This window comes from Pedobacter hiemivivus, from assembly GCF_005144565.1.
Taxonomy (GTDB): domain Bacteria; phylum Bacteroidota; class Bacteroidia; order Sphingobacteriales; family Sphingobacteriaceae; genus Pedobacter; species Pedobacter hiemivivus.
The window spans coordinates 296,073-312,587 of record NZ_SWDX01000002.1 but is presented as its reverse complement, the minus strand read 5'-3'; the positions used below and the strand labels follow the sequence as shown (position 1 = coordinate 312,587).

Below are 16,515 nucleotides of genomic sequence, written 5' to 3'. Positions count from 1 at the left end.
GAAAAAATGTACTGAGATTTGATTTAATGAGCAATCATAAAATTAACCTCTCCTGGACGGCGCTAGTCGGGACGGCGTAATTAGTGATATTTTGGTAATGAGGGTGAAGAATACCTTTATTAAGTCCATCCTGATAAAAATAAATACTTCAAATTCTAACCACATTAAATGTAAAGTGCTATAGATTCACACTTAATCATTTATAGTATTAACATGGTAGCAAAAAAACAGATTACAGTACAGGGAATAGAAATCTCTATCTTTCAACAAAACAATGCAGATTATATATCGCTAACGGGTATAGCCTTGTATAAAGACAAGGAAAGAACAGATTACATTATTCAAAACTGGTTAAGAAATAGAAGCACAATAGATTTTGTCGGACTTTGGGAAGTTCTACATAATCCTCATTTTAATTCCATCGAATTCGATGGAATTAAAAATTTATCTGGCACGAACAGCTTCTCTCTTACACCTAAAAGCTGGATTGAAACTACTAATGCAATTGGACTAAATGCAAAGTATAAAATTCAATTTATTCGGATTTGCGATGCAAGTTCAGTTTTGACAGTTAACAAGAAAGATCAAATTCAATATTTCCAAATTCATTCCCATTTACAATAATCTCAACAAGATGTTTTCCCATATAATGTTTACGTGTAGTGAGGTCTTTAAATAGCTGTTTTTTAGAAAGCTGTACAACCTGATTTGGTTGCAATATCATTTCCTTTAATTTAAACACTTTTTTTGACTGGTTTCCAAGAGCCTTTGAGTAATGTATAGCATAATCAATAACCAACTTTTGTGGAGTATTCTTTAAACTAGTAAGTTCAAAGCTAAATTGCAGGTCTTCACCAAGTCGAAGATGATTCGAATTTATTCTAAAATTAGTTATACTAAGTTTTATGTCTTTCTCAAAATCAAACAATGACAATGAATCCAAATTACCTTTTTTTATAAGTGTTCTACTTGCGTGTTTGATAATCCAATACGTATGAGGATGACTATTGTCCCAACTTTTAACCAGGCCCAGCATATAACTGGTATTATCTTTAGAAATGTCGTTAAGATGATTGGCGACTGATTTACGTACATAAGGTGATTCGTCCGCCTTCAGCTTATCTAGAATATTAGTTGTAAGAGAAGGATTTTTAATAATCTCTTCAAGCTTAAATGACCAGGGTAAACGGGGCCTGCTCCCTTCAGAAGCAAGTCTCCTCACATGTTCATCTCTATCTTCGGCCCAAAGTTGCATTACTTCCAGGGTTTTATTCAAATCAGTCTTCAGAAATTCTCTAACGGCAAACTCTGAAGAGCCAAAGGATGTAAAATCCTTGAGCGCTTCCATAGAAAGATGAAAATATTCCTTACCATAGCGTCCTACAAAATCGGGTAAAACTAAAGCAGTATAGCCACGTCTTAGTGTTGGAGCTGCATTGTAAAGAATATCAACAGCCTTTTTAAAATCCTTAGGCAGGTATTTTTGTAAAACGACAGAAGTATTACGTAACCGGCCGTTCAGCTCTAGTTCATCAAGATTATAGGTAACCTCATTTACAAACGCATTTTCATTAAAGCCTTTATCTATGTTAGCAAATACACCTGCAAAACGCCGATAAAATTCGCGATTAAACATTTCTTTTAGTGGTTCCATAACTATTACATAAAAAAGCGCAATTTAAGCATATGTTTTAGACAAACAGGCACAAAAATACATGGAGCCTGTCCAGAAAGACAGGCTCCATAATACCATCACAATTTAAGCGAGAATTTTAAAAGAAAAATTTACGTATGGCATAAGGGAGGTTGATCAATGTCTCCTTATCCCCCGTCTTAAAATCGACTTCTTTATTTTGCAGGATCAGCTTATTGTTGCGGTACACGGCCGGATAAGCCTTTCCATCGTTATAATAATTCCCCGGCACTGGTAGATCTCCAGCCTGACCAAACTTTACTGGCTGCTTAATTTTATCAATGATCCATTCTCCTGTAGAAGGCCTGAATACCGCCATTTCGGCTTTACCATCGCCATTATAATCAGCAGGAACTGGTATGTCTCCGGCAACATGCTGAACCTGTAATGGAATGTTGCCCAGGCTGGTCTGCCATAAAGAGTTGTCTCTGCGAAAAAATCCAACATCCAAAATTCCGTCGCCATCATAATCCGCCGGAACCGGTATGCCCATTTTATGGCCAAATCTGATGCTATCCATGCCATCGAAATACCAGGTCAGATTAGCTGGCCGGTAAACTGCAAAATCAGCAAAACCGTCTCCATTATAATCTCCACATACAGGTATATCACCATTGCGGCCCAGGATGACTGTTTTTCCATCCTGAGTATAAAATTTACCTTCTGACGGCCGGAATACAGCAAGCTCTACCTTTCCATCTCCATTATAGTCGGCGGGAACGGCTATATCTCCTGCCTTTCCAAATGCTATGTCTGCATGATTAGCGATCTTCCAATTCCCCGCCGAGAACGACATCAACTCAGTAGTCTGATCGTTATTATAATCCAGGTACCTTGCCACGTTAGTGTGGTGGAATAAGGGTAATGTAAACTGACTGTCAGCATCCTTTTCTTCTTCTCCTGTAAATGGAGAAAAGGTACGTACACTGATCAGATCCCTGGATTTTGAAAACTTCATTAGGCGCATCAGCCCGTGACCTCCATTTGGCCTACTCTGGTAATCAGACAAAAGAGATTTAACGACATTACCTGCATAACCGTCCTGACGATAACCTTCACCATTGTCGCCCACATGACCTGAAAGGGTAAGAAATACGTTGGGAAAGCGCTTAAGCCCGTCAAATATCCTTTTTCCCTGCTTGGAAAAGGCTGGAAAGCCCTTCTCATTGGTACCAACGGTCTTATTGAAATGGATCATCGAGTGGCTCACTAAGATTGCCTTTCTATCGCTATATTTTTCCAACAACTGGCTAGCCCATTTGTTCATTCCCTCAATATCTTCATCATAAGAATCATATTCAAGGAATATGCTGATAAATTTTATACCCCCTGCAATAAAAAGGTCGTAGTGGCTGTCATTATCATCACGATAGTGTCCACCATACCATTTTTTACCCTTAAAGTGCTCAATGCCAAAATACTTATTATACTGATCTGTCTTGCCGCTCAGCGGATACTGGCTCTTGGTCTGGTCATGGTTACCTACCGCCATACCGTAAGGTATCCCCTGTGGATACCCCGATTGTGGTTTTTCCAATACATACATCGATTCGGCTGCATTGACCCATTGCTCAGGGAACTTCTCACCATCATCGGATATATCACCAAGATGGATGACATAGGCTATATTCTCCTTAACGGCATTATTTACAATCCACTGGGTTTGCGCCGTAAACATTTCCTTTTTACCGCCATTCTTTTCAGAGGTATAATATTGAGTATCGGGGAGCACGGCAATGCTAAACTCTCCTGAAATGTCTTCATCTGTTGTGTTTCCGTTGCCTGCTACTTTAGGACTGCAACCGGAAACCAGTAATAGTGCAATCAATAGCACTGAAAAATTATTTTTTGCTGATATCATGATATTTATAAGATTATTTTATGGGGCTTCATAACCGTATACGGTAAACTCAGCTAAACTGGTATGTACGGCGGGGCCTGCAGTGGCATAGATTCTGAAAAAGCGCATTTTCGCAGTGTTTTTTGGAGCAAAACTTTGCGCTTCATCTTTTTGTATCAGTGTAAACGTATCGTAATCTGTCCAGGTTGTTCCGTTCATACTTCCCTGGATAATAAATGTGGTAAAACTATTTGTAACTCCTGTTGCGCCTGCCCTGCAAATCAGCTCAACCCTGGTTATGTTATAAGTTTTCTGAAGGTCGACTGCCAACCAATGTGGGAATACCGGAACTGGTGCGGGAGTATGATGGGTATGCCAGAAAGTATTCAGGTCATCATCAAAAGCAAATTTGGCAGGACCTCCGCCATTGGCAAGCTGAGAGGTAGCAGCAAAAGAGTCAGCTGTAACCACAAGGCCTGATTTCGGTATTTTTGAAGATACAATCAGCGAAGTATATCCTGTATAAAAAGGATCTATGCTTGCACCTGGACGATACTCCGTTCTGTATCTGTAGGTGCTGCCTGGTTTATAGTCTGAAATTGCAGAGCTGACTTCATCCACACCAAAACGCTTTACGGTAACTACATTCGCAGTATTGATATATTCTACTTCCGTTACATAGGCCCCGCCGGTTTTATTGGCATTGCTCCAGGTTATCAGTAGATTTGTTCCCATATTTTCACTCTGAACTACCGGACGCGTGACCAATAATGATTGATACTTAGGACCATAAGTTTCACCCAGTAATTCTACGTCAACAGATTTATTTCCCTTATCATCAAAAGTACGTGCAATAAAAGTATAGGGCCTTTCCTCCAAATGATCAATGATCACACTAATGGTGTCGCCACTGGCTGGAATTGGTACACTAACAGAATCTGCATAATTGTTCCAGTATATCCTTGCCAGTTTCACATTGGCATCCGCGCCGCGGAGCCAGGAGATTCTGATTCTTTCGCGGCCCGACTGGACAACAGGCTTAGTTACCCTGCCTGCATAGGTTAGCCCTCCCGGAACAATAAATTCTTTGTAACTGCTATCCATTTTCGTACAGGCAGCAACTGCGCATATGGTTATGGCAAGCAGCACGATTTGATGATGTTTTATTTTCATACGATTAATTTTCATATTCATGATATACAATTAGGGCTGTACTTCCCCGAATAAAGTGAGCTCAGCTATAACTATTTGCCCCGTACTGCTATAGGTTTCCACAGTTTTCCAGCGCAGGTAACGCACAGCTGGTGGTGTTTCCTCAAAAAGAAAATCCTCTCCGAGAAAATTGCCATAATTTTTATCTTCTGCAGTAGTCTGGCCCATTGGTAATCCTGATGGCTTGTACGATTCGAATGCCCCCAACAATACCCATCCGTTAAAAGAGCCATCAGGATTAGGCGCATTAGAGCCCCACAGTTCGAACTTTTTAACTGCCGATGCAATGTATAAATGCGACGTAGGTGCCTGATGTTCCTTAAATCTGCTCAACAGGATTTTCTTTCCGAGATCTATACTAAACCAGGAAGGTATGGTAGAACCATTGGGCGTTGCGAAAGTATCCCCCGTAAGTATCCCCCATTTTCCATCCCATATTTTTGAAACGCTATAGCCCGAGTTTACTGGCCTCCAGGAATCAAGTGGCATTTGCATGGAAACCCAACTCAATTTTGATATCTGTGTTTCAAATTTTGGTGTCAGGAGTTTAACCAGGGTATCTGATTTATTGCTCCAGCGATCCCTTATGTATACCGCAAATTTTTTCTCCTGGCTTTTTAAGCCCCTTGCAGAAAATTTACCCTTTACTGCTGCTGAATAATAAGAGGTTACTGGTGCCCAGGTATTCTTGCCAGTAGTATCCATCATTACCTCTATGGCAAGATCTGCTTTAGTTGCATTGTCAAAAGTTACCGTTACTCCGCCAAAAGTAGATTCGACATCAACTGTTGAAAACACCGATCTGACAGGAGGTGTTTGAGGGCTGACATTGACGATTACAGGAGCAGATTCCTTTTCGTTCTTGCCTACACTATAGATCTTTACTTCGTAACTTTTGGTATCCCCAAAACCTACCAGCGCCAATGTATCTGCATACCTGGATGTTTTGGCTTCTCTGAATACACCCGGCTGTATTTCATAAATGGCTTTTACATAGGCCAGGTTCTGATCTACGGGAATCTTGTAAGAAAGCTTAGCAGCTCCCGGCAGTTCTTTAATTTTCACATTGCTGATCGGTGCTGGTGCCGGTGCGTTGGCATCTATATGGTCCAGTCTTTCTTCTTTTGTACAGCTGTACAAGAGTGTAGCTATAATTATCGAAATTATAAAATATAGGTTTTTCATCCGTATTTATCTGTTTTTAAATGGTGTTAAAACGATCATTTATGAAGCGTTACCAGCCCAGGTTCTGAACAAGATTCCTATTCGCTGTGATATTTGCTTCGCTGATTGGCCAGAAATAATCCTTCGAAGCAAAGGTTTGGTTGAACAGACTTACCGGTCTGTAATATCCGACCGCAGCTTCCTGCCCCATATCCCAGGATGTGATCGATGTGTTCAACTCCTTGGCTGCTTCTTTCCAGCGTCTTAAGTCCCACAAACGCTGTGATTCAAAAGCCAACTCAATAAGTCTTTCTTTATGAATGATCTCACGCATACCCGAAGTGCTGCTGAACTTTTCAGGATTGGTGGAAAAATTGGTCCAAGATGACTGTACGCTGTTCAGACCTGCCCTTTCCCTTACCAGATTGATGTATTTAAAAGTCTCTTCACTGGGTGTTGCCTCCGATTCATTTTGAGCTTCGGCATACAGCAGATAAAGATCTGATAAACGGATAATAGGCCAAGGAAATGGATTTGTAGAACAGGTAGTACCGACAATCACATTTTGGTAATGCACATATTTTTTTATGTAATATCCGGTCACCGTACTAAAATTAGCCTTTCCAGCTCCGTTGCGTTGTTTAAACTTGGCCTGGAGATAAAATAATTCCTGACTGTCGTCATACTTACCCTGTCCGTACCAAATCCCCCCATCAAAACCAAGATCCGCATAAAATCTTGGCTCCCTGTCAAAATTAAGCTGGGCAGTTTCATAGTCCTTTCTAATAGATAATTTTTCATTTTCCTGAGCTGTACGCAGACTATACCTGTTATTATAGTTCCATGTCTTATCTTCGGTAATGGGAACGCCATTCCTGGAATAGAACATCTCAGCGATCTTTAAAGGAGGAGACAATTCGCCCCTGATACTGGAAATATCGAGCATGGTTGGATCCCACCAGGTGGCTGCCAACGTTTGCAAGGTAGTTACCGCAGGCAGGGTTTGCGTATTGGCCCAGATAATCTCACTATTCCATTTTTCGGCAAAACTATTCCTGATACTCATCTGCGTTTTGGTTGTGGGCGTGATGTTGTATTGCTGAAAATCAGGATTAAAAGTATATAGCTTCATCCCTACAGAATGACACAGATCAATTGCCTTTTTACAGGCCACAGCCGCAGAATCCCACTTTACTTTTGAATATACAGGATTAAAAAGGGCTGTTCCGTCTGCATTTTTAAGTCTGGCCTGTTCTGCATTTCCGTTAAAGAGGGGACTTGCTGCAGTAACCAGTACCTTAGCTTTCAACGCTAGCGCAATGGGCTGCGTAATGCGCCCCGCCTCTGTTGTGGGGTTAACCACGGTAAGGGGAAGTGATTCCACAGCTTCGTCTATCTGGCTGGTGATATAACTAAAGCATGAATCTACCGGATCACGCTTTACCCGCATCATATCTGGATCAGCGTCAATTGATAAATTATTTTTGATGATCGGCACGGGACCATACATCCTTACCAAATAAAAATGGTAGTATGCTTTTAGGAACTTTACCTCTGAGATCCATCGTCTCCTTTCTTCTTCATCCAGATCAGGCACTTTTCCTACGTTTTCTAAAAAGATATTACAATCTCTAAGCGCCCTGTACAAATTAGTCCACCTGTCACCATATGGCGAACTCACTTTCTGAAAGCCCCTGGCTATTTGAAAATAAGCACCTTTAAGCGGCTGATCCCATATCTCATCACCGGCAAGGATACCAGGATCATCTGTAAGATCGCCTTCTTTAGGCATGTATGAATAACAGGTGAACAGGAATTTTTGGGCTTGAGTACGCATGGTAAAAGCACTTTCTATCGTTGGCACGTTATCGGGCACAACATCCAGGTATTTTTTACAAGAGAGCATTGTAGATAATACAAGCAGCACAAATGCCACTTTAATTACATTTTTTTTCATCATATTCATCGACTTCGTTTGTATTGCAATCATGATTTCTAGTTAAATGTCACGTTAATACCCACATTAAAAACTTTTTGCAGTGGGTAACCCAGGCCATTCCCTCCCATTTCCACATCCCATAAATCAAACTTGCTAAAATTGAAAAGATTAGTCCCACTGGCATAAATCCGAAATGAACTGGTACCCAGTTTTTTCTGCCAGCTTTTTGGAAGCGTATAACCAAGTTCAACTGTTTTAAGGCGTAAAAATGCCCCATCACGCATGAACCAGGTACTGGTTTGCGAATTATTTTCATTGATTTCAGGACTTAATCTTGGCCATAACGCATATACATCTCGGTTGTCTTCAGACCAGTGGCTGTCGGCATATGCTTTCAGTAATTGATTATTTAATATTTTACCATCAAGTACTTTATCCGCAATTTCTGCGTCTGTTCTGTAAGAAGCAAAGGGTGAGGTAGCTTTAGCATCTATCCAGAAAGACTCATTGGCAAGTCCCTGGAAGAATCCACTAAAGTCAAAATTTTTGATGCCCATTGAAAATCCAAAACCATAAATGATCTGAGGAACGGTTGGATTACCGATCGGCACTTTGTCGGCCTCTGTAATCTGTCCGTCGCGATTTACATCAGTATACTTGATGTCACCTCCCCCATATTCACCAAAATTTTGTTTAGGTGAGTTTAAAGCTTCTTCATCATCAACAAATAACCGCTCGGCAATATATCCATAGGATTGATTTATGGGATTACCTACTTTGTAACGGTACGCTTCGTTATACTGAGGTTCCTCGTATACCTCAAATTTATTTGTTGCATAAGTAAAGTTTCCTCTCGCCGAGAACCACATATTGTTGTTCAGCGTTTCAGAATAATCTATAGAGATGTCCGTTCCCTTCCCTGATGCTTTCCCCACATTGGCCCGTACCGGAGAGGTCAAGCCCAGGGTATTAGGTACAGAACGGGTCATCAGGATATTGTCCCTTGATTCATTATAATATTCTGCCTGGAAATTTATTTTATTAAAGAGCCCTATTTCCAGCGCGAAATTCTTTTTTGTAGCAACTTCCCAGCTAATATCCGGGTTAGCATACCTGGATACAGACACCCCCTTCAGGGTAAACATTTCACCTTGTCCATTGCCAAATGTTGCCGACCTTGGGACCGAATTCATATCAACATTGGAAAGATAAAAAAACCGATCGCTCTTATCACCAATGGCATCATTACCGATAAGGCCATAGGTAGCACGCAATTTTAAATTACTGACTATTGGCTTAATCCTGGAAAAAAACTTTTCATTGGAAATATTCCATGCTACACCTGCGGCAGGGAAAAAGCCAAAACGCTTGGATTCATCAAAACGTTCCGATCCGTTATAACCAAAGTTAAACTCTGCGAAATAGCGGTTATCATAAGAATAAGTTGCTCTCCCTGATACACCAAGGTTTCTAAAAGGAAGGGATTCCTGAAGATCACCTGCGTTTGCTTCAATATTTTCCATCATCCTGTAAACCAGCAAACCATTTACACCGTGCTTGTTAAAAGTTTGATTATAGTTGAGCATCGATTCCAGGTAAAAAGAGGATTGAACTATTTTTTGCCCTTCAGTATAGCCCAGATATTCTGTAGCGGTTGACTCATTCAGGTTGGTAATGGTGTATTTATCATTCAGTTGATCATATCCCCCCAAAGTATAGAAGTATGGGGTATAAGCTCTGTTCACGTCAAAATATGATGTTCTGTTCGCATTTAACATCGTGCGGAATGAAAGTCCCTTTATGATACTTGACAGCTCTTGCTTTACTTCAAACTGCGCCAGCATAAGTGATCTTGAGTAATCTTTGTATCCTTTTGTCATATCGGCATAAGGGTTAAGGTAATTTCCCCCACCATAGTTTCCATACATAATGTGGTTTACAAACTGATGCTGTTCATCGGCGGGGAAATACGCAGGAAACAACGAAGGATTAGACCTCATTACCTTTCTATACATACCCGAACCACCGTCTATCGGCCCACTGTAGTCATCAAAGTTTCCACTCAGCCGAACAATCATTTCGGTAGATTTCGTTACATCAACAGTAACATTTGAACGAAGGGTATAACTTTTCAGGTTGATATTGTTGTTATAATTGTTGCGCTGATCAACATTTAGCATACCATTATCCTTATTGTAGGCACCGGAAACAAAGTACCTGGCAATTCCACCGCCGCCACTGATATTCAGATTGGCGCGCTGGGTAATCGCATTGTCCTTAAACAACATTTCTTTCCAATTATTGGCGGGATAAATGATGGAATTTTTACCGGCCTGAGTATTGACAATCTTTTCCTCCGAATAGAGCAGCGTGCCCAGCGGGTCCCTTGTTAAGATGGCTTCATTGGAAAGTCTCATATAGGTAATTGGATCAGCTAGTTCCAGATCCTTAGTTGCGCTGGATACAGAATTCTCCAAACGGAAGGATAGTTTTGCTTTTCCAACAGCACCTTGCTTTGTAGTAACCAATATGATACCATTTGCCCCTCTTGCACCATATACAGCTGTCGAGGTCGCATCCTTTAGTATGGAGAAGCTGGCAATATCATCCGGCTGAAGCCGGGCAAGATCTGTTGTTGTCAGTTCCATACCATCAATCAAAATTAATGGAGAAGTATTGCTTCCGAAGGTTGTAATCCCCCGTACAAAAAAATCTGCATTGTCTTGTCCCGGTTCTCCGCTACGCTGATAAGCGATGATACCAGCCGCACGTCCAGCCAATGCGGTAGTCAGGTTGCTGGAAGGAACTTTCAGATCCTTTACGTTGATTGAAGTTACCGAACCTACCATATCCGTTTTTTTTTGGGTTCCGAAGGCTACTACCACTACTTCGTTTAGATTTCCTGAGGCGGATTCGAGTGTAACATTGATCAGTTGTTGCCCAGAGGCAACGATTTCCTTTGTGATGTAGCCAACCATGGAATACTGGATGATGGCTTTATCATTAGGTACTGAGATCAGGTATCTACCATCCGTATCGGTAATCGTTCCAATAGATGTACCTTTAATCCTCACGGACACGCCTGGAACACCTCCCATGGAATCACGAACCACTCCCCTTACCTCTCTAAGCAGCGCCTTGGTTACCGGTAAGTTCCGTGATGGTAATGAAACAGGCATAGTACTTACTGAAATTGTTTTTTCCTGGATGGAAAAAATCAGCCTATATTCTTTTTCGATAATTTTGAGGGCATCCAGCAAGCCCATATTATTGAAGCTGATCTTATTTAATCTCACAGCCTCCAACTTTTCACTGGAATAGGAAAAGGAGTAACCGGTAGATTGTTTCTCCAACTCCTTAATCAGCTGCAATGCATTTCCATTCGAGATGCTAATTGAAACGGACTGGTTAGATCCAAGTTGCTGCGCATAGGTGCCCCCATGATAAAACACGGTGAACAGCAGGACCAGAAATAATTTGGTAAAATTGTAATTCATTACTAATTGTTGATTATGTGAATTGTATTGTCTTTAATGATGTAGCTCATATTATTCGCAAACAATATGCTATGGAGGGCTTCCTGCCAGCTAACAACGTGGAAAGAAGCGGTCACTTTTTTCTTTTCCATTTCAGTTTTGTCATACTGGATGTTTAAATGATATTTTGTACTTAAGCGTTCTATAGCGGTTGCAAGTGGAATGTCATTGAAAACCAGGGCTCCATGCGTCCAGGCGTCAGGAGCTTCCACAGCAGTGGCCCTAACTTCTATTTTTCCGGTTCCAGTATCGTAACTAGCCATATTCCCTGGCAGCAGGAATACCTTATTGTCCTGATTGTCCTCATCTTCTATTTTTACCTTTCCCCGGATCAGCGAAACATTCAGATGGTTCTCTGTGGGATAAGCCTCAACGGTAAAAGCTGTACCAAGTACGATGGTATTGATATTAGCGGAACTGACAATGAAAGGCCGTTGTTTGTCTTTCTTCACATCAAAGTAAGCTTCGCCAACAAGATGCACCGCTCTGTTTAATGTATTATAGTTGCTCTTCCAACTGATGCTCGAGCCCATATTAAGCATAACCCGAGTACCATCAGGCAATGTTACAGCTCTAATGTGTTGGTTTCCTGATGCAACCTGGTATTGCTGTATCGGATGATTCTTAAGCAAATACCCTCCTATGGCCAGAGTTAGCAAGGCAAAGGAAAGTACAGCAGCAATCTTTTGTACAGACAAAGATCTATAAAGCTTTAATATTTTGTTCTGATGCACATGGGCATGTAAATTCAGGCGCATACGTTCCTGTATACGGAGTTCTTCTTCAGCAGAACCAAATGCTTCGCCCCCGGTCAAATCCAGTCTGCTGTACCATTGCTGTGCTGTTTGTTTTTCTTCTTTAGTGGCTACTCCTTTCGCCATCCTGTTAAACAGGTTCTTTAACGTATACTTTTTTGGTCTCATTCACCTATAAAGTCGTAGAGAAACCAAAAAGTACCAGAAACTTATCGTTAAGCTTCTATTAACTTATCGTTAACCAGTAAAAAAGAGCAAGAAAAAATATATTCAGTGAAAAATCTGCAGTCGCCTTTCTTAGCCGCTGCATAGCGTTGGCAGTTTGGTTCTTAACGGTCTGGTTGGAAATATCCAGCGATTCTGCAATTTGCGAAACCGAATATTTACCAGATCTGCTCATCACAAAAATCCTCCGCATTTTTTTTGGCATATTGGCCACGGTCTTATTGATAAGGGCAAGAGCCTTATCAAACTGCTGCCTATGCTCTTCATGTATCGCTGGTGTAGCAACGGACTCTGCAGGGGTATTGCTTAGGAACTCTTCAAAATCTGCAATATGAAGCTCGCTGAATCCTTTACGGCGAAAATAATCAGCGACTTTAAAAATCAGTATGCTGCGCAGATAGTGTTTAAAGGGGGCATTAATTTCTGGTATGTTTTTTCTTCTATCCCAGAGATCTGTAAAAACCTCTTGGACAAGATCAGACGCATCATCACTACTTCCTGTCTTCTTTAACGCGTGCATATAAAGCGTTTTCCAGAAACGCAGATATAATTCGTCAAATGCTTTATAATCAGAATTACGCAATAATCCCAGTAGCGCAGAATCTTCTAATTGTTTCACCCGCCAAAAGTGAGTAAGCTATATTACCAGAACATTGTGGACATATTAAGTCTTCCTATATTTTATTCGCTATGTTTATTCGCTATGTTGAAAAATACAGATATTGGATTATATTTATAGGATAATTTCTATAAAAAAAACAGCCCAGATGTTACCATATAAATCATTAATCCAGATTGACCGAAATGCACCTGTGACCTTACATATCCAGGTTTGCAACATATTTATCTTATTGATCACCAACGGTACACTACAGCCATCAGATATATTACCAAGTTCCCGCGTATTAGCGGAGTTGATAGGTATCAATAGAAATACCGTTAAATTGGCCTATGAAGAGCTGATTAGTCAGGGCTGGGCTGAATCTATTGAACGAAAAGGAATTTTTGTACTTTCCAACTTGCCAATAATTTCCAAGCCCCAACTTCCAGAACCAACCTTAAATAAAAATGTTCAGGAAGCTTTCATCTGGACCAACAAGTTTAGTAATGCAATTCCCAGCAACAACCTCCACAAAGCAGATCTCGCTATTGATGCGGGTTTTCCTGATGTACGCCTTGCACCAGTTGATCAACTCATGCGGGAATATCGAAGCATCTCCAGAAAATTTTATGGAAAAAACTTCCTGAAATACGGAGACTCCAAAGGCTCCCAACATCTGCGATCCTCTCTTTGCGATTATTTATCCAACACCAGAGGCCTAAATGTTTCTTCTGAACAAATAATCATTACAAAAGGTAGCCAAATGGGGATTTATTTAGCAGCTCAGCTATTACTCCAACCTACAGATAACATCGCCGTTGGAATTTCAAATTACGGTTTTGCAGATGACACTTTCAGCTATGTCGGTGCAAATCTCCTGCGGGTCCCTATTGATGCCAATGGAATGGATATTGATTATCTCGAAGCGCTTTTAACAGTCAAAAAAATAAAGGCGGTATATATCATTCCGCACCATCACTTTCCAACAGCGGTAACCACTAGCATGGAACGAAGGTTGAAACTATTAAAACTTGCCAAAGAACACCGGTTTGCAATCATTGAAGATGATTATGATTTTGACTTTCATTATGATAATAAACCTTACCTGCCATTAGCAAGTATTGATCACAATCACAACGTAATTTATATCGGTTCCATTTCAAAAACTTTTGCTCCCGCCTTGCGAATTGGATTTATGATTGGTCCTCCAGCTTTTGTTGAAGCCGCAGCCTCATTAAGGGGGCTGATCGACAAACAAGGAGATACCTTACTGGAAGATGCTTTTGCCATGATGTTTGACAATGGCGAAATGGATAGGCATTTCCGAAAGTCACTAAAAATATATAAGCAGCGTAGAAATCTTTTTTGCGAGATCCTCAAATCTGAATTCAACGAAGTCATAGAATTTGAGATACCAGATGGCGGGCTCGCTGTCTGGTCAAATTTTAATCAAAAGATTGATTTAATCAAAACCGCTGAAGAGGCTTTAAAAAAAGGTCTTTACATCGAAAATGGACATTTTTATAAAAATGAATCCTTTTCGGCTAATGGGATGAGAATGGGTTTTGCTTCCCTCAATGAAAGTGAAATGATAGCAGCATTGGGTATCTTGAAAAAGGTTATATAGAATACGGAAAAATTTATACAGTTTTGTTCCGAAAAATTTCGTAAATTGTATAGGGGGAAGAATTCAAGTATCATGTTAGATTACAGTAGTCACACCGATCAGCAATTACTTCTGATGTTGCGAGAAGGAGATCGGCATGCTTTTGACTATTTGTATGAAAAGCACTGGGATAAAGTTTATGACCAGGCTTTTAAAAAACTAAACGATGGAACCATGGCCAAGGACATCACCCAGGATGTTTTCATCTCCTTGTGGACGCACAAAGAAACTAATTACATCGACAACCTTGAAGCCTACTTGTTTTCTGCCTGTCGCAACAACGTATTCAGGCAGCTAAAGCTAAATAACCGCTTCCTTCCGATAACTGACCTGATCATGGAAGCAAGAGTATATTACCCACAAGCGGATGCCGAAATCTTACTCGAAGAATTCTTTAAGAATTATGAATCCCTGGTTAGTTCACTCCCAGCCGCCAAACAAACTATTTTTAGAATGCGTTTTCATGAAGATCTGACTACTTCACAAATCGCTCAGGAACTTAAAATTTCCCGCAAGACGGTACAAAACCAACTGGCCAGGGCACTGACCATACTTAGGGCTTCTCTTTTGTCCATCGCTTACTTAATGAGCCAAAACCAATAAAAAAATATTTTCATTCCGCGTGGGGCTTTTTCCATTTGCCTACTCATGTTGTTAAATAGCAGCAATTACAAATGGAGAAGGCGCAGTTTTTAGACATTTTGTCAAAATATATTGAAGGAAGGGCTTCTAAGCAGGAAGAACAGTTCCTTCATTCTTATTACCAGTTCTTTATGGCTGAAACCAGTGTAATAGAGCTCTTGGAGAATAAGGAAAAAGAACGATTAAAGCTGGCTATTAAGGCGGGCATTGATGCGCGTTTAGAACTGGCTCCATATCCTGTGGTTAAAAAAGTAAGCTTATGGCCTCGATTTGTGGCAGCCGCGGTGTTGCTACTGAGTACCAGCCTGGCAATTTATTTCTATACCAACCGCAATCAGGGGGAAATTATTCAGCATACTAAATATACAAATGATGTGGCCCCTGGTAAGCAGGGAGCAACCTTACTCCTGGCTAGTGGTAAGAAAATCCATATTTCTGAGGCAATCAATGGATTGCTGGCAATGGATCCAGGGGTAAAGATAACGAAATCCGCCGATGGGCTGATTTCCTATCAGGCCATTAAGGATAAAAGTAATACCGCAACTGCTTATAATACATTAACAACAACAAAAGGCGAAACATTCCGGGTACAGCTCCCAGATAATAGCATTGTTTATCTAAACGCTGCATCCAGCCTGCGTTACCCTACAATTTTTAAAAATGGGGAACGGAATGTTGAACTTTCCGGTGAAGCCTATTTCGAAGTAGCAAAAAATGCAAATAGGCCCTTCCGTGTGATCACCGAAAAACAAACTGTTCAAGTATTAGGCACTCATTTTAATGTAAATGCCTATCCTGCGGAAGAATATGCAAGGACAACTTTACTGGAAGGTAGTGTGAAAATACTTAGTGATGGTAATGAAGCTTTACTTAGACCCGGACAGCAGTCTGCCATAGCTAATGGTGCCAGTAAACCAGGGATACAGATCAATACAGTTAACACATCAGAAGCAGTAGCCTGGAAGGATGGCTGGTTCCAGTTTGAAAACGCAGACATCAAGACCATCATGAACCAGATTGGCCGTTGGTATAATGTAGAGGTGATTTATCAGGGTAAGCCTCCTGAGGATCACTACAAGGGGAAAGTATCCAGAAATGTAAAGGTATCACAGGTACTGAATATATTGGAAACAAGTGGGATTAACTTTAAAATAGAAGGGAAAAAGATTATCGTAAAATAACTACTCAATCACATGTAGTGTATGGCTAGGCTGTACACCCCCTAGTGTCAGAAAAAACCGG

At 40.8% G+C, this 16,515-nt stretch carries 12 protein-coding genes; 4 read left to right on the top strand and 8 right to left on the bottom strand.

All coding sequences use genetic code 11. From position 1 onward, the window contains the following. The first annotated feature begins 213 nt into the window (after positions 1–213). Positions 214–624, top strand: coding sequence for a KilA-N domain-containing protein (locus FBD94_RS05005; RefSeq protein WP_136879345.1), 411 nt, complete (start codon positions 214–216; stop codon positions 622–624). Here the strand turns inward: FBD94_RS05005 and FBD94_RS05000 are convergent. From FBD94_RS05000 to FBD94_RS04965, 8 genes are all read right to left on the bottom strand, one after another. Continuing rightward, positions 572–1,654, bottom strand: coding sequence for a DNA alkylation repair protein (locus FBD94_RS05000; protein WP_136879344.1), 1,083 nt, complete (start codon positions 1,652–1,654; stop codon positions 572–574). The two genes, FBD94_RS05005 and FBD94_RS05000, sit on opposite strands and share 53 nt — an antisense overlap. 118 nt (positions 1,655–1,772) lie before the next feature. Then, a complete protein-coding gene (locus FBD94_RS04995; protein ID WP_136879343.1) occupies positions 1,773–3,554 on the bottom strand; it encodes an FG-GAP-like repeat-containing protein in 1,782 nt (593 codons plus the stop codon). A gap of 18 nt (positions 3,555–3,572) precedes the next feature. Next, positions 3,573–4,706, bottom strand: a complete 1,134-nt coding sequence (locus FBD94_RS04990; RefSeq protein WP_169472220.1) for a DUF4998 domain-containing protein — start codon at positions 4,704–4,706, stop codon at positions 3,573–3,575. A gap of 30 nt (positions 4,707–4,736) precedes the next feature. After that, positions 4,737–5,930 (bottom strand): DUF5000 domain-containing lipoprotein, encoded by a 1,194-nt coding sequence (locus FBD94_RS04985; RefSeq protein WP_131606675.1) that lies wholly within the window; start codon positions 5,928–5,930, stop codon positions 4,737–4,739. Between the two features lie 49 nt (positions 5,931–5,979). Then, a complete protein-coding gene (locus tag FBD94_RS04980; RefSeq protein WP_235884374.1) occupies positions 5,980–7,899 on the bottom strand; it encodes a RagB/SusD family nutrient uptake outer membrane protein in 1,920 nt (639 codons plus the stop codon). Positions 7,900–7,904: 5 nt separating this feature from the next. After that, a complete protein-coding gene (locus FBD94_RS04975; RefSeq protein ID WP_235884373.1) occupies positions 7,905–11,345 on the bottom strand; it encodes a SusC/RagA family TonB-linked outer membrane protein in 3,441 nt (1,146 codons plus the stop codon). A gap of 2 nt (positions 11,346–11,347) precedes the next feature. Further along, entirely contained in the window at positions 11,348–12,307 is a 960-nt protein-coding gene (locus FBD94_RS04970) for a FecR family protein (RefSeq protein WP_136879341.1), read from the bottom strand. Positions 12,308–12,365: 58 nt separating this feature from the next. Beyond that, entirely contained in the window at positions 12,366–12,983 is a 618-nt protein-coding gene (locus FBD94_RS04965) for an RNA polymerase sigma factor (protein ID WP_136879340.1), read from the bottom strand. A gap of 148 nt (positions 12,984–13,131) precedes the next feature. Here FBD94_RS04965 and pdxR point away from each other — a divergent pair, with 148 nt between their 5' ends. The 3 genes from pdxR (at position 13,132) to FBD94_RS04950 (ending at position 16,454) form a co-directional block, all read left to right on the top strand. Further along, positions 13,132–14,592: a MocR-like pyridoxine biosynthesis transcription factor PdxR gene (pdxR, locus tag FBD94_RS04960; protein ID WP_136879339.1), complete on the top strand. Its 1,461-nt coding sequence runs from the start codon at positions 13,132–13,134 to the stop codon at positions 14,590–14,592. A gap of 72 nt (positions 14,593–14,664) precedes the next feature. Then, positions 14,665–15,234: an RNA polymerase sigma factor gene (locus tag FBD94_RS04955; RefSeq protein ID WP_136879338.1), complete on the top strand. Its 570-nt coding sequence runs from the start codon at positions 14,665–14,667 to the stop codon at positions 15,232–15,234. A gap of 71 nt (positions 15,235–15,305) precedes the next feature. After that, on the top strand, positions 15,306–16,454 hold the full coding sequence (locus FBD94_RS04950; RefSeq protein ID WP_136879337.1) for a FecR family protein: 1,149 nt from the start codon (positions 15,306–15,308) through the stop codon (positions 16,452–16,454). Positions 16,455–16,515 lie beyond the last annotated feature (61 nt).

Coding starts and splice junctions, on each gene's coding strand:
- FBD94_RS05005 (WP_136879345.1), top strand. CDS start 214: ATGGTAGCAAAAAAACAGATTACAGTACAGGGAATAGAAATCTCTATC.
- FBD94_RS05000 (WP_136879344.1), bottom strand. CDS start 1,654: ATGGAACCACTAAAAGAAATGTTTAATCGCGAATTTTATCGGCGTTTT.
- FBD94_RS04995 (WP_136879343.1), bottom strand. CDS start 3,554: ATGATATCAGCAAAAAATAATTTTTCAGTGCTATTGATTGCACTATTA.
- FBD94_RS04990 (WP_169472220.1), bottom strand. CDS start 4,706: ATGAAAATAAAACATCATCAAATCGTGCTGCTTGCCATAACCATATGC.
- FBD94_RS04985 (WP_131606675.1), bottom strand. CDS start 5,930: ATGAAAAACCTATATTTTATAATTTCGATAATTATAGCTACACTCTTG.
- FBD94_RS04980 (WP_235884374.1), bottom strand. CDS start 7,899: ATGATTGCAATACAAACGAAGTCGATGAATATGATGAAAAAAAATGTA.
- FBD94_RS04975 (WP_235884373.1), bottom strand. CDS start 11,345: ATGAATTACAATTTTACCAAATTATTTCTGGTCCTGCTGTTCACCGTG.
- FBD94_RS04970 (WP_136879341.1), bottom strand. CDS start 12,307: ATGAGACCAAAAAAGTATACGTTAAAGAACCTGTTTAACAGGATGGCG.
- pdxR (WP_136879339.1), top strand. CDS start 13,132: ATGTTACCATATAAATCATTAATCCAGATTGACCGAAATGCACCTGTG.
- FBD94_RS04955 (WP_136879338.1), top strand. CDS start 14,665: ATGTTAGATTACAGTAGTCACACCGATCAGCAATTACTTCTGATGTTG.
- FBD94_RS04950 (WP_136879337.1), top strand. CDS start 15,306: ATGGAGAAGGCGCAGTTTTTAGACATTTTGTCAAAATATATTGAAGGA.